Origin of the sequence: Nioella sp., from assembly GCF_964229645.1 — a bacterium.
Lineage (GTDB): Bacteria > Pseudomonadota > Alphaproteobacteria > Rhodobacterales > Rhodobacteraceae > Nioella.
Window position 1 is genome coordinate 1 of sequence record NZ_CAXREX010000269.1, and the last position, 13,255, is coordinate 13,255.

The window sequence follows — 13,255 nt, forward strand, 5'->3', positions numbered from 1 at the left end:
CATGTCGTGCCCTTCCTAGTCTTGATCGGCGCATCACTTCCGCGCCCGTTTCAGACCTGCCTTCGCAGGTCCGCCCGAAACGTCCTTCTGACGCTTGTGCAGGCCGGGTGGCCCATCACCTCATCCTTCGTGGATGTGGGCAGACCTTGCGGTCAAACCGCTAACAACGCCCTAAGCCAAAGCGATATTTCAACGCGATTTTAGGGAAATTGAGCGCGGCTAGCGGCGCCTCTCGAAACGGGATCGAGACAGGGCGAGCGGGCCGCTGCGACCGTTGGCATCGTAGCTTGAAAAACCGGGGCCACGGGACAGGGCCCGATGTGCGTCTTCGAGACCTTTTCGCGCGGCCATCAATAGGGGGGCCAGTCGCGCTGCTCGGTCGCGTAGCCGGCGAAGCGCGTCCTCGGTGATGCCGCCGGCAGGGGCCGACAGCAAAGCGTCATGCGCGGCTTCAAGCGTCGTTGCGGACCCTTCGAGGTCTTCAAACCTTGTCGTTGCCAAGGCCCGCTCGACCTGCGCGAGCGCTTCTTCCACCTCCTGGGCTGGGGTGCCCCGATGCCAGGTCATGGCGTGGCGCCTTCGCGTGCGGCCAAGGCCCGAAAGAGGGATTCGGCCAGTCCGATGCCACCGCTTGCGGCCATGGCGCGTGCCTGTTCAGAGCGCAGGAACGAGGCGAACTGGTCTTCTCCATGCCCGCCGCCAAAGCTTTCGCGCGACGCGCCAAGGCCCGTATGCCGAAGCATTTCAGCCAGGAAGGCGGCCTCCAGATCCTGTGCGGATTGACGCAACTGGCGTTCCCGGTCCGGGGACAGGGTCGGCGTGGGGTTGGCCGAGATGGCATCTGTCATCGGGGATTCTCCTCAATTGAGCCGATTATCCGGGGGGTGGGTAAAGAATTGGTAAGCTCTGATCCGCAGTCTGCGCCCAAACCGGAAGAAGTCTGGACGCACCACATGACACCAGCCATCGCCTTACATGGCCTGAAGGGCGCCCTCCCGCCCGGCGGCGAAGAGCCGCCCGCGCCGCGCCTTGGTGGCATGGACTTTCTGCAGGTGATGGTTGCTGTTCCCGGTCTCGACACGGGTGATGCCCCCGCGGATCAGGCGAAGCCCCTCACTCATCCGGCGATCCAGCCGCAGTTACTTGAAGAGCTTCCAGAGCCGCAGTTTGCCCCCGTGGATCTGCCGCCAGAGCAGGTCGAACCCGTGATCCCGGATGCCTCCGCAACGCCGCGCGACCCCGCGCTGCCTTTGCCGGTAGAAGCCGCCCCGACTCTCAGCCGAGGGGGTGAGTCCTCAATCGAACCGGAAATGGAATTCGAGGGGGGGGCTCTTGATACCCAGATCCTGCCCGGTCCTCCCGGTTTCGAACCCGTCACAGAAGCGGGTCAGGCTATCATCGTGGGCACGGATGAAAGCGGTCGCGAAGCGAGTGAGCCAAGGGTCGAGAGGGGCGGGTGGTTTCCTCATGTGCCACCCGATCCTGCACCGGGCGCGCCCTTTCCCGAAACCCAGGGCGGGGTCTCTCCCCTGGGCCGCCCAGGCGACGCCTCCGCATCACCGGCCCCCTCTTTGCCTGTTCCGACGCAGCTTGCCGCTTCGGATGTCCCGCGAAGCAGTCCAAACCCGGTGCCTGAAGGCAGGCCAAGCCCCGAGGGCACGCGGCACTTGCCGCATGCCGCTTCCCCCTTGGGGCAGTCCTTTCCGCCGCCCGTTCGTCCCGAAGCGGCAATCCCTGACCGGAGCGGGCCGGAGACGCGGGGGATTGCCCAAGCGCCAGCAATCGCCTCCGGTCCTGCGGAGATGCGAAAGCCCACGAGCCTCAGCATTGATCAGGCCCCGGCAAAGTCGGCGCGACCCTCGCAGGGCAACGCGATCTCGATGACCAGCGGCACGGAAGCACCGAATGACATGGTATCGCCGGGACCAGCGGCCGCTCCGCCGAAAGCGGCAGTCATCCAACCATCCCGCACAAACCCACCTATCGAGCGGGAGAGCCCCGGGCAGTCCCTTCCTGCCCCTTCCATCGCCTCAGCCGGTCAGGAACGCCCCTCGCGGCCTCCAATCCCTGCGGGACAGCCCGCCGATGATGGCCCAGCCAAATCATCTGCAGCTCCTGCGGAGCAGCTGCCCGCGCCCGTGAACCGCCAGGAATCCGCACCACGAACGCCCGATCTGCCATTGGCGCGCGCGGAAAGACGTGCTGTCCCGGTGGTCCCCGCCACCAGCCCTGTCGTCGATCAACCGGACCTTCGGGGCGCCACCCATCACCAACCCCAAGAACCGCAGGGCGGCCCCCGCGATGACGGGCCAACGCGGCCCCGTTCCCCCTTCCTCGTGGCGCAGGGTCAAGACGGTTCGGCTCCGCCTGTGCACGGGGCGGATCTGCTCCCCCGGCAGAACGCGGCAGAACCCGGGGCGGACATCACGCCCATTCGCGGCCCTGACCCTGTCGCGTCTGCCCCTGCCCCTGCCACGCCGCCCCCCGCGCTTCATCCGTCCCAGCAGATCGCCGCCCGCCTCACGCAGATGGCTGAGCTTCCCACGCCGGATGCGCCGCTCGAACTGGTGCTCGACCCGCCGGAACTGGGACAGATCCGGCTCGCGGTCAGCCGGGGCCCCGAGGGTATGGTGCTGCACCTACAGGCCGACCAGGCCGACACGCTGGAGCTTCTGCGCCGACATGGCGCGGCGCTTGGCGAGGAGTTGACGAGGCACGGGTTGAACGGGGCGGCCTTCAGCTTCTCGGGGCGGCAGGAGGGCCACGCCGCGCCCCGGCCCATGCAGGGTATGGATGGCCCGACCGACCCCTTGCCACCCGCACCCGAAACACCACAAGCCCCACTGGGCCAGCGCGCCCGGTCGGCGCTCGACATTCGGCTTTGAAAGGAGACCACATGGACGTGACCTCAGCCGGGCAAACCACGGCCCAGGGCGTATCGACCGCCGCCAATGGCGGCAGCCGCACCCTCATCAATTCCGACTTCCAGACCTTCCTGACCATGCTGACCACCCAGATGCAGAACCAGGATCCGCTCAACCCGATGGAATCGACGGAGTTCGCGACCCAGCTGGCGACCTTCTCGGGCGTGGAACAGCAGGTGCGCACCAACGAGATGCTGGGGGCCCTGCAACAGGCGATGAGCCTGTCCAACATGGGGGAAATGGCGGGCTGGATCGGGATGGAGGCCCGTGCCGAGATGCCGCTTGCTTTCCAGGGCCAGCCCGTGACGCTCTACGCCCCGGAAAATGCGCTCGCGGACAGGATGGAACTCGTCGTGACCGATGCCGATGGCAATACGATCCAACGGGTTCACATGCCTGCTGCCGATGCCCCCTTCCAATGGGCGGGCGTCACCAGCGACGGGGCCCCCTTGCCCGAGGCGGTCTACGGGTTTCATATCGAGTATTTCGAGGACGACACCCCGATCGACACGCAGCCCGCCCAGGGCTACGCCCGGGTGGAGGAAGCACAGATGATGAATGGCGAACTGTGGCTGTCGATGCCGGGAGGCGTTCAGGTCCGGGCCTCTCTCGTGTCGGGTGTCCGCGACCCCGGATAGGGGCCTGGCCGCCCTGAAAACGGCCAGGCCTGAAGGCGCTTACTTGTTGGCGTCGCCACCACCGCCGCCGCCCCGCGCGCCGCTGCCCGAGATGATCAGCTGTGCCTCGGGGTAGCCCACCTGGGAATGTGGGGCATAGGTGCCGATATAGATGTCGTAGCGTCCTTGCAGCGGCGTGCCCCAGACAAGGCTGGGCTGCATGTTCCCGGCCCCGTCATCGTCGCAATACCAGCGCCCGTCCGGGGCATTGATCAGCAGCGTGGTGTCCTGCTGGCTGGTCACCTCGAAGCCAAGCGGCGCGCCGCTGCCATTGTAGACCACCTGGAAATCCGGGGCTTCGGCGACGTATCCTGCGCATCCCTGTCCGACGCTGGAGGCCTCCAGGTTGCCGCCGGCCAGGATGTGCTGCCGGTAGGGATCGGGCTGGAACCCGGCGGTCAGCTGCACCATGCCGAAAGTGGGCGGCAGGTTGAAGTCAGGCTCGGAGGGGCGCAGATCGACCTGCGGGGTTTCGCCCGCCATGGTGGCCGCGATCCAGTCGGCAAAGGCCGACACGCGGGTATAGGTGCCGTAGTGATCGCCGTCCTGGTGGCAGTAGTTGCCGCCGGACACCAGCCCCACCTGCACGTATCCCTCGCCATCGCGCGCCATCAGCGGCCCGCCGCTGTCGCCCCGGCAGGCATCTGCGATCGCTTCCTGGAAGCCCGCGCAGATCACCCCGTTATCGGCAGAGGGGTTGCACAACTGGTTGGCCACGATGGGCACAGCGGCGCCAAGCAGCACCTGCGAGGTGTCCCACAGGTTGGGCGGCTGCGTGCTGGCGCGCTCGGCCTGGGTCAGCGGCCCGCGCCCCCGCGCGATATGCGGCGGCGGGGTCAGGCCCCAGCCGATGATCACGGTCTGGCCCCCGATCTGCTCCACCAGCCCGGCCAGCGAGGCATCCGACAGCCGCACCGGCTCGATCCCCATCGGGCGAGAGATTTCCAGCAGCGCAATGTCGTTGCGGCCCACGCCCTGGTAGCCCGCGTGAACATAGACCCGGTCCACGTCGAAGGCGGTGCCGCCGCCTTGCAGGCTGGAACTGCTGGCGTAGATCTCCAGCCCGGCCGGGTTGTTGGGGTTGAGCGAGTCGACGCAATGCGCGGCGGTCAGCACCCACCTGTCGGCAATCACCGACCCGCCGCAGAAATGGCCGTCGAAGCGGTTGCGGGCGTTGGCCTGGTTCAGCGACACCATCCAGGGAAAGTCCCCGATGGACACCGGGCAGCCCCCCATTACCCGGTCGCCCGAGCAGAAGTCCTGCGCCTGCGCCGCGCCCGGCGCTGCGAATGCGGCGGCGGTCACGAAGGCCGCGCCAAGAGCGAGTGATTTCCAATGGGTCATGCTATGCTTCCCTCCACGTTCAATCGGTCATCCGCGCGCCCGATGGCCGATCGGGCGGCGTGGTCTCGTCAATCCTGTTCCAGCCCGCGCTCGATCGAGGCGGCGGGGTTCGCGGGCACGGGCGCACTGGCCGCATCGTCTTCTTCCGCCTCGTCCTCTGCGGGCGCGGGGGTGGGCGCGGGCAGTTGCACGATGCCGGACGCGGCATCGCTCTCGCCCTCATCTTCGTCGATGGCGGCGACGACCAGCTCCGCATCCGGCGCGCGCGACGTTTCCACCTCGGTGCCCACCCAGATCCGGTAGCTTCCGGTCAGCCCGCGTGTCAGGGCTACCTGCGGGGCCCGGTCGGGCGCGCCGCCATCGCAAAGCCAGTCGCCGTCGGGATCGCGCACGATCAGCACGGTGGCCTCATCGCTGAGCGAGGTCAGGCTCAGGTCCCCCATGCCGTCTTCCCAGTCCAGCTGGAAATCGGGGCTGCTGGCCACGAAACCGTGGCAGGATCCGCCAAGTTGCGCGGCATCCTCGTAACCGCCTGCCAGCATCTCCAGCCGCAGGCCGTCCGTCGGCAGCCCGTCTGCGACGCCGATCAGGCCATAGAGCGGGCGACCGTCTTCGACGATGCCGCGCCCGGGCTTTCCGGTGCTGGCCAGCGTGGCCTCTTCGACCTGAACGGGCACCTCGTTGCTGTCGGCGCGCCCGTCGCCGGTCTGGAAATGCGGGGGAATCTCGCCCGCGAAGGCAAATTCCAGCCAGGGCACCTGGCGCCCCTGCGTGGCGCTGCGCACGGCAAAAGACACCTCGTACATGATGTCGTCGATCCGCCGGTTGGGGCGTTCCAGCGCTTCCAGAAGCGCGCCGGTAAAGAGCCCGTTGCGCCCCTCTCCATCTGACGAGGTCTGCCCGGGCGCCGCGGCATACATGATGAAGGCCGAGGCCCCGGTTGGCGTTTCCATGGCTGACAGCCCGGTGCCCACATCGCGACTGCCCGCGCGTTCGGGCAGCGGGTTGTTGCGGCAGGCGTCGAGGATGATCACCCCCGTCGCCCCGGTCGCGGCCAGCCGTTCCAGCAGGCGCGGCGCGGGATAGGCCCAGTCCGGCACGTCATCTGCGAAGGCGATTTCCTCGTCATCGGTGGGGATCAGGTAGTTGGTGCCCTTGTATTCCACACCGTGCCCCGCGAAGTAGAACACCGCCAGGTCGCCGGGGTTCAGGCTGCGGGTGAAATCGCGGATCGCCACCTGCATCGCGCGCAGATCCTGGTCAAGCAGCGGGCCATCGCCATGCAGGCGAAACCCGATCTCGGTCAGGCGCGCAGCCATGTCGCTGGCATCGTTGACGGGATTGGTCAGGGGGTTGGCGGCATATTCGGAATTTCCGATCACCAGTGCGACACGCTCGGCCAGCGCCGGAAGGGCCATCACCGAGGTGACGATCCCCAGCAGGATACCGGCCAAAAGCTGACGCGAAAGCGGCACGCCCATACTCCCGAAAATCCAAAATCCAATGCGGCGAGTATGACCGGAATTCCCCGATCCGCCGACTCTTTTTTGTCGAAAGAGACGGGGGTGGGGTTCAAACTTTCAGGAAAACCTGAAGATCGGCGACATTGGTTCCGGTGGCGCCGGTCGTCAGCAGATCGCCCGAGGCTGCAAGGGCGGCATTGCTGTCGCTGTTAGCCAGGCAGGCTTCGGGATCAACCCCGGCGGCGCGCATCCGGGACAGGCTGCCCGCATCGACGAGCGCGCCCGCAGCCTCGGTCGGCCCGTCGCGTCCATCGGTGCCACCCGACAGGAAGAGCCAGCCCCCCGCCATCCCCCGCGCCTCGGCCCTAAGCGCCAGTCGCAGCGCCAGTTCCTGGTTGCGCCCCCCACGCCCGGGGCCCCGGATGATGACGGTGGTTTCCCCCCCCAGAAGCAGCGCGGTCCCAGGCGGGGTTTCCCCGGCCATGTCCAGCAGGATCTCGGCGGCCCGGTCGACCGGGCCGATCAGCGGATCGCCAGCGATCCGCACAGGGCGGCGTGCCGCCCGGCCCATGGCGGCGACGCTGATGGCGTTCGAGCCCACAAGCTCCGCATCGGTGGCCGGCAGCGTCGCTGCCGGCTCCACGCGCAGCAGGGCTGCGCGGGCGGCCTCGGGCATCTGGTCCCAGATACCGAGCCGCCGGGCCACTGCCCGCGCGGTGGCATGGTCGGCAATGGGGCCAACGGTCGGCCCGCTGGCGATGACGCGCAGGTCGTCGCCTACCACGTCCGACAGGATCAGGCTGCGCACGGGCGCAGGCGCGGCCAGGCGCAGAAGCCCGCCTCCCTTGAACCGCGACAGCGCCTGCCGGACGATATTCGTGTCCTCGATATCGGCTCCCGAGGCCAGCAAGAGCCGGTTCACCTCGGCCTTCTCGGCCAGGGTGACCCCATCGACGGGCCCCGGCAGCAGGGCAGACCCGCCGCCGGAGATCAGCGCAAGCACCACGTCGCCCGCGCCGGCCTCCCCCAGCAGCTTCTCAACCGCCAGCCCGGCAATCACGCCGCGCCCGTCGGGCACCGGGTGCCCCGCCGCGTAGCAGGCCACGCCCGCCACGTCGCGGTGGTTCTCGTAGTTGGTGACGGCGAGGCAGCGGGTGGGCGTGCCGTCGGGAAGGGCTGCGCGGGCGGCCTGCATCATGCCATGCGCAGCCTTGCCGATGGCCAGAACGAAGACCGTGCCCCTTCTGGGCAGATCGAGCGGCCGGGCCTCCAGCGCACGGCGCACCGCGCCCACGGGATCGGCGGCGGCGACACCAGCCATGAAAATCTCGGTCAGTTCAGAGCGGAGCGATTGGGCAGTCATCTTGCGTCACCGGCAGGGATCGGTCGCCCGGACCATCCCAAAGCACCGGGGTGCTGTCCATCCGCAAAACCCGAAACCTGCGAAACCGCAGGGATCAGAACCAGAATTCCCAGACAGCGACCGAGGCGAAAGCCAGCACCACGCCACCAGCAAGATAGGCCAGCCGTTCCCCCATGCGCGAGCGGCGCGGCGGAGGCAGCGTATTGGCCTGCGCCAGCAGCGCATCCTGCGCCATCTGCGGCAGGCGCGGCCCGAAGCGCGACAGCACCTGCGCGGTGCGGATCAGGTCGCGCACCATCGCCTTGGGGCCGATATTCTCGGTGATATACTGCTCTACCACCGGGCGGGCCGTGCTCCAGATGTTGATATTGTCATCGAGCGAACGCGCCACGCCCTCGACCACAACCATCGTGCGTTGCAGCAGGATCAGCTCGGTGCGGGTCTCCATCCCGAACTGCTCGGTCACTTCGAAGAGGTAGGACAGAAGCCGCGCCATCGAGATACGGCTGGCTTCCATGCCGAAAATGGGCTCGCCCACGCTGCGCAGCGCCTGCGCGAATTCGTCGATATCGCGGTCGGCGGGCACGTAGCCTGCCTCGAAATGAACCTCGGCCACGCGGCGATAGTCGCGGCGGATGAAGCCCATCAGGATCTCCGCATAGACCCGGCGTGTGTATTCATCCAGTCGCCCCATGATCCCGAAATCGAGCGCCACGATATCGCCATTGGGGCCGACCTTCAGGTTGCCCTGGTGCATGTCGGCGTGAAAGAACCCGTCGCGCAGCGCGTGGCGCAGGAACATCTGCAACACGCGTTCCGCCAGCACGTGCCGGTCATGGCCCGCCGCGTCGATCTTGTCGACATCGCCCAGGGCCACGCCCTCGGCCCAGTCCAGCATCATCACCCGGCGCGAACACAGGAACCAGTTGACCTGCGGAACGGTGAAGCCCTCGTCGCCCTCGGTATTGGCGCGAAACTCGCCCGCCGCCGAGCTTTCGATGCGCAGGTCCAGCTCGCGCAGCACCACGCCTTCGAAATGCTCGATCACCTCCTGCGGACGAAGGCGGCGAGAGGCGGGCGACAGTGTCTCAATCCAGCTTGCCATCAGGTAGAAGGCGTCGATATCGCGCTGGAAGGCGCGTTCGATGCCCGGGCGCAGCACCTTGACGGCAACTTCCTGGTCGGTGTCAGCCAGCCGCGCGCGATGCACCTGCGCGATCGAGGCGGCGGCGACCGCGTCGGAGAAGTCGGTGAACAGATCCTCGACCGGCATCTCCAGTTCTCGCGCGATGACCTGCTTGGCCACCTCGGTCTGGAAGGCGGGCAGCTTGTCCTGCAACACGCGCAGCTCGGTCGCGAGGTCCGTCCCCACCACGTCGGGGCGCGTCGACAGGATCTGCCCGAACTTGATATAGGCCGGCCCAAGCGCGGTCAGCGCGCGCACCAGCGGCGGCAGGCTCGTGTCGCCCTTCAGCCCCAGCCATTTGACCGGCCAGGCCAGGATACGCAGCCCGATCCGCACGCTGCGCGGCGCGTCCATCGCCTCCAGCGCCTCGCGCATCGCGCCGGTGCGCTCGAAGGTGGCGCCGGTGCGGATCAGCCGCCAGATGTTGTGGGGTCCGCGCATCTCAGATCTTCCAACCCGAATGCAGCGCCGCGATACCCATCGACAGGTTGCGGTACTTCACCATGTCGAACCCGGCCTCCCGGATCATGCTGGCAAACAGCTCCTGGTCGGGGAACTTGCGGATGCTTTCCACGAGATACTGGTAGCTGTCGGCATCATTCGCGATCAGCTTGCCCATCTTCGGGATCACGTTGAAGGAATAGAGGTCGTAAAGCTTCTGCAACCCGTCATTGGGCAGCTGGCTGAATTCCAGCACCATCAGCCGCCCGCCGGGCTTTAGCACGCGGTAGGCTTCCGACAGGGCGTCGGGGATGCGGGTCACGTTCCGGATTCCAAAGCTGATCGTGTAGACATCGAAGACATTGTCCTCGAAGGGCAGCGCCATGGCGTCGCCGACGATCCAGTCGAGCTTCTCGGCCATGCTCTCGGCCTCGGCCCGCTTCTGCCCCTCGACCAGCATCGATTCCGTCATGTCCAGAACCGTGGCCCGCGCCCCGGGCGCGCGCTTGAGGAATCGGAAGGAAACGTCCCCGGTCCCGCCTGCCACGTCCAGCAGCCTCTGCCCGTCGCGCGGGGCAAGCCAATCCATCATCGCGTCCTTCCAGACGCGGTGGATGCCCACGGACATCACGTCGTTCATCACGTCATATTTCGAGGCGACATTGGTAAAGACCCCGTGGACCTTCCCGGCCTTGTCCTCCTCGGCCACCGTCTGGAAACCGAAATGCGTGGTGCGCCCGCTGTCGTCGCTCATGTCCGATCCTTTCCGGGGGCCTTGCCCTCGCCAGAAACTGCCCCTTCTTATAGGGCTTGCCCGTCGCGTTACAATGCGACGCCCCTCAAGGAAAGGCCTGCCATGCCCGAACTGCCCGAAGTCGAGACAGTCCGTCGCGGTCTGGCCCCCGTGATGGAGGGCGTGCGCATCGCGAAAGCCGATGTGCGCCGCCCCGACCTGCGCTGGCCCTTTCCGCCGCGCATGGCAGACCGGCTGACCGGCGCGACGGTGCTGCGCCTGCGCCGACGGTCCAAGTATATCCTGGCCGATCTCGATACCGGGGAAACGCTGCTGGTCCACCTGGGCATGTCCGGGCGCATGCTGGTGTCGGGCGTGTCGGGCCGCCAGATGCCGGGCCAGTTCCACCACAGCCATCCCGCCCCCGAGAAGCATGACCACGTCGTGCTCGACATGGATGGCGGCGCCCGCGTCACCTTCAACGATGCCCGCCGCTTCGGCGCGATGGACCTGATGGACACCGCCAGCGCCGAACTGCACCCGCTGCTGGCGGTGCTGGGTCCCGAGCCCCTGGGCAATGCCTTCGACGGACCGATGCTCGCCGCCGCGCTCAAGGACCGCCGGACGCCGATCAAGGCGGCGCTGCTCGATCAGCGAATCGTCGCTGGACTGGGCAATATCTATGTGTGCGAGGTGCTGTTTCGCGCGGGCATTTCGCCGAAACGGCAGGCAGGGCGCATCGCGACGTCACGTTGCGAGGCGCTGGTCCCGATCATCCGGGAGGTGCTGTCCGACGCGATCGAGGCGGGCGGATCGTCCCTGCGCGACCATCGCCAGACCGACGGGGAACTCGGTTATTTTCAACACAGTTTCAAGGTCTACGGGCGCGAAGGCGGGGCCTGCGTGACCCCCGGCTGCTCGGCAACGATCCGCCGGATCGTGCAGTCGGGCCGGTCGAGCTTCTACTGCCCGTCCTGTCAAAGATAGCTTGAACCGCGCGACGGGGCTGATAACCCTGCGCATCCGAGGGACAACAATACCGGGACGGACCGCATGGCCTACGAGACCCTGATCGTCGAGATCGAAGACCATATCTGCCTTATCAAGCTGAACCGGCCTGACGCGCTCAACGCGCTCAACACCAAGCTGCTGGCGGAACTGTGCGACGCGCTGGAAAGCGCCGATGTCAACGACAAGGTCCGCTGCGTGGTCATCACCGGGTCGGAGAAAGCCTTCGCCGCCGGTGCCGACATCAAGGAGATGTCGGAGAAAAGCTATACCGAGGTCTTCACCGAGGACCTCTTTGCCGATGCCTCCGATCGCCTGATCCGCATCCGCAAGCCGATCATCGCCGCCGTGTCCGGCTATGCCCTGGGCGGCGGCTGCGAACTGGCGATGGCCTGCGACTTCATCATCGCGTCCGACACCGCCAAGTTCGGCCAGCCCGAGATCAATCTCGGCGTCATCGCCGGCATGGGCGGCAGCCAGCGCCTGACACGGTTCGTCGGCAAGTCGAAGGCGATGGACATGAATCTCACCGGCCGCTTCATGGATGCGGACGAAGCCGAGCGTTCCGGCCTCGTCAGCCGCGTGGTGCCCGCCAAGAAGCTGATGGACGAAGCCATGGGTGCCGCCGCCAAGATCGCCGAGAAGTCGATGATCACGGCGATGGCCGCAAAAGAGGCGGTGAACCGCAGCTATGAAAGCACCCTTGGCGAGGGCCTGAAATTCGAGCGGCGGCTCTTCCACTCGATGTTCGCAACCGAAGACCAGAAAGAGGGCATGGCCGCCTTCCTCGAAAAGCGCGAAGCCCAGTTCCGCGACCGCTGATCGCCTGGAATCGCACCGGCCCAGACATCTGCGCGACACGGCTGTCCTCCCCGCGAAAGCGGGGATCTCTCTCGACCTGCATCCCGCGCAGGCACCATCAGCCTCGCTGACCTTCTTCTTGGCCCAAATACTCCCGCCGGAGGCATCCCGACGCCCCCGCCGGATCGGCCGCCCGACCGGGCAGCCCCCCCTTGCCGCATATCCGTGGTAACGCGGACCGACGAGGCCCCCGCGCAAGCGGGGGTTGAGGAGGGCCGCTCCCGGGTCGGCGCCGAAGGCGGCGAAACGGCTTTTCGTCTGCACGCCCGGTGTACGGGGGGTGTACGGGGGGTGTACGGGTGGCACCCCCCTTTTCAGCGCATCAGTCGCCCGAAACGCGCCAGCGGATCGACCCCTGCCAGCTGCATCATGTGCCAGCCCAGAACCTGGTTCGACGACAGCACCGGCAGGCCCGTCGCGGCCTCGATCCCGTCGATCACGTCAAGGGTGCGCAGATTGGTGCAGGACAGGAAGAGCGCGTCGAATATCCCTTCTTTTGCAAGGGCTTCTGCCGCAGCAGCAATCGATTTCGGGGCGATGCGCGCGGCAAATTCCTCGCGCTCTTCATTGAAGCTGCCCAGCAGACCCACCTCCAGCCCCGCCCGCTCCATCGCCGCGATAAGCGCCGTGTTGACCTCGGCCACATAGGGCGACAGCACGGCGATCCGCCGCACGCCCAGACGCCCGCAGGCCGCGATAAGTGCCGTTAGCGGATCGGTTACAGCGTTGGTTTCACACCCCTTTTTAACCATGCCCGCGACCACCTCCGCGCCGATGACGGACGTGCCCGACGTGCAGCCATATCCCACCACGTCGAATGTCGCAGGCAAGGGGAAGAGCCGTGCCGCGCCGGTCAGGTTTCCCTCCATCTCGGCCAGCGAGTCATTCGTGACCTCCGCCCCGCTCGGCACGCGGCTGACATAGGTCGCCACGCCCTCCAGCGGCAGCATCCGGCGCATGTCATGTTCGACGGTCTCGTCCGACTGAAGCGCGATCAGCCCGATCGTGGCGCGTTCGCCCAGTTGCGGGGCAAGCTCGTAGTCGAATTGCATCACAGGATCCTCAGATCGGGCGCCGCGAAGGGTGACAGCTTCTCCGGCGCGCCCTCGCGGATGACGATATTTTCTTCGTGCACAAGGATTTGCCCGTCTGCAATGTCCACCCCCGGCTCCAATGTCAGCACCATTCCCGGTTCCAGCACCGTGTGATCATCGGGAATGAGCGAGGGCCATTCGGTCAGCTGCATTCCCAGCCC

Annotated in this window: 15 protein-coding genes; 4 read left to right on the top strand and 11 right to left on the bottom strand. The window is 66.9% G+C overall.

Annotated elements, in window-relative coordinates:
• Positions 1 to 219: 219 nt before the first annotated feature.
• The 4 genes from ACEQXV_RS17570 to ACEQXV_RS17585 all read right to left on the bottom strand — a co-directional run bounded on the left by ACEQXV_RS17570 (position 220) and on the right by ACEQXV_RS17585 (position 1,957).
• Positions 220 to 567 (bottom strand): hypothetical protein, encoded by a 348-nt coding sequence (locus tag ACEQXV_RS17570; protein WP_370270247.1) that lies wholly within the window; start codon positions 565 to 567, stop codon positions 220 to 222.
• Positions 564 to 848 (bottom strand): rod-binding protein, encoded by a 285-nt coding sequence (locus ACEQXV_RS17575; protein WP_370250936.1) that lies wholly within the window; start codon positions 846 to 848, stop codon positions 564 to 566. The genes ACEQXV_RS17570 and ACEQXV_RS17575 overlap by 4 nt, the downstream gene beginning before the upstream one ends.
• A gap of 123 nt (positions 849 to 971) precedes the next feature.
• On the bottom strand, positions 972 to 1,121 hold the full coding sequence (locus tag ACEQXV_RS17580; RefSeq protein ID WP_370250937.1) for a hypothetical protein: 150 nt from the start codon (positions 1,119 to 1,121) through the stop codon (positions 972 to 974).
• Positions 1,122 to 1,831: 710 nt separating this feature from the next.
• Positions 1,832 to 1,957 carry a hypothetical protein gene (locus ACEQXV_RS17585; RefSeq protein ID WP_370250938.1) on the bottom strand — a complete coding sequence of 42 codons (126 nt, stop codon included), beginning with the start codon at positions 1,955 to 1,957 and terminating at the stop codon, positions 1,832 to 1,834.
• 571 nt (positions 1,958 to 2,528) lie between these two features.
• On the opposite strand from ACEQXV_RS17585, the gene ACEQXV_RS17590 reads away from it, so the two are divergent.
• Positions 2,529 to 2,885: a flagellar hook-length control protein FliK gene (locus tag ACEQXV_RS17590; RefSeq protein ID WP_370270248.1), complete on the top strand. Its 357-nt coding sequence runs from the start codon at positions 2,529 to 2,531 to the stop codon at positions 2,883 to 2,885.
• Between the two features lie 11 nt (positions 2,886 to 2,896).
• Complete coding sequence (locus ACEQXV_RS17595; protein WP_370250940.1) at positions 2,897 to 3,562, top strand: flagellar hook capping FlgD N-terminal domain-containing protein; 666 nt, start codon at positions 2,897 to 2,899, stop codon at positions 3,560 to 3,562.
• A gap of 39 nt (positions 3,563 to 3,601) precedes the next feature.
• Here the strand turns inward: ACEQXV_RS17595 and ACEQXV_RS17600 are convergent, their stop codons facing one another.
• The 5 genes from ACEQXV_RS17600 to ubiE form a co-directional block, all read right to left on the bottom strand.
• On the bottom strand, positions 3,602 to 4,945 hold the full coding sequence (locus ACEQXV_RS17600; protein ID WP_370270250.1) for a trypsin-like serine protease: 1,344 nt from the start codon (positions 4,943 to 4,945) through the stop codon (positions 3,602 to 3,604).
• A 68-nt stretch (positions 4,946 to 5,013) separates the two neighbouring features.
• On the bottom strand, positions 5,014 to 6,420 hold the full coding sequence (locus ACEQXV_RS17605) for a caspase domain-containing protein (RefSeq protein WP_370270251.1): 1,407 nt from the start codon (positions 6,418 to 6,420) through the stop codon (positions 5,014 to 5,016).
• A gap of 97 nt (positions 6,421 to 6,517) precedes the next feature.
• A complete protein-coding gene (locus tag ACEQXV_RS17610) occupies positions 6,518 to 7,771 on the bottom strand; it encodes a glycerate kinase (RefSeq protein WP_370270252.1) in 1,254 nt (417 codons plus the stop codon).
• Between the two features lie 94 nt (positions 7,772 to 7,865).
• On the bottom strand, positions 7,866 to 9,398 hold the full coding sequence (ubiB, locus tag ACEQXV_RS17615) for a 2-polyprenylphenol 6-hydroxylase (RefSeq protein ID WP_370270254.1): 1,533 nt from the start codon (positions 9,396 to 9,398) through the stop codon (positions 7,866 to 7,868).
• A 1-nt stretch (position 9,399) separates the two neighbouring features.
• On the bottom strand, positions 9,400 to 10,152 hold the full coding sequence (gene ubiE, locus ACEQXV_RS17620) for a bifunctional demethylmenaquinone methyltransferase/2-methoxy-6-polyprenyl-1,4-benzoquinol methylase UbiE (protein WP_370253228.1): 753 nt from the start codon (positions 10,150 to 10,152) through the stop codon (positions 9,400 to 9,402).
• A gap of 102 nt (positions 10,153 to 10,254) precedes the next feature.
• Between ubiE and mutM the strand changes: the two genes are divergently transcribed.
• A complete protein-coding gene (gene mutM / locus ACEQXV_RS17625) occupies positions 10,255 to 11,118 on the top strand; it encodes a bifunctional DNA-formamidopyrimidine glycosylase/DNA-(apurinic or apyrimidinic site) lyase (protein WP_370270255.1) in 864 nt (287 codons plus the stop codon).
• Between the two features lie 66 nt (positions 11,119 to 11,184).
• On the top strand, positions 11,185 to 11,961 hold the full coding sequence (locus ACEQXV_RS17630; protein ID WP_370253224.1) for an enoyl-CoA hydratase: 777 nt from the start codon (positions 11,185 to 11,187) through the stop codon (positions 11,959 to 11,961).
• Positions 11,962 to 12,314: 353 nt separating this feature from the next.
• On the opposite strand, the gene ACEQXV_RS17635 is transcribed toward ACEQXV_RS17630, so the two are convergent.
• Positions 12,315 to 13,052, bottom strand: a complete 738-nt coding sequence (locus tag ACEQXV_RS17635) for an Asp/Glu racemase (RefSeq protein ID WP_370253222.1) — start codon at positions 13,050 to 13,052, stop codon at positions 12,315 to 12,317.
• A partial coding sequence (locus tag ACEQXV_RS17640; protein ID WP_370270256.1) for a M24 family metallopeptidase occupies positions 13,052 to 13,255 on the bottom strand: 204 nt, incomplete at its 5' end. The genes ACEQXV_RS17640 and ACEQXV_RS17635, both read right to left, overlap by 1 nt.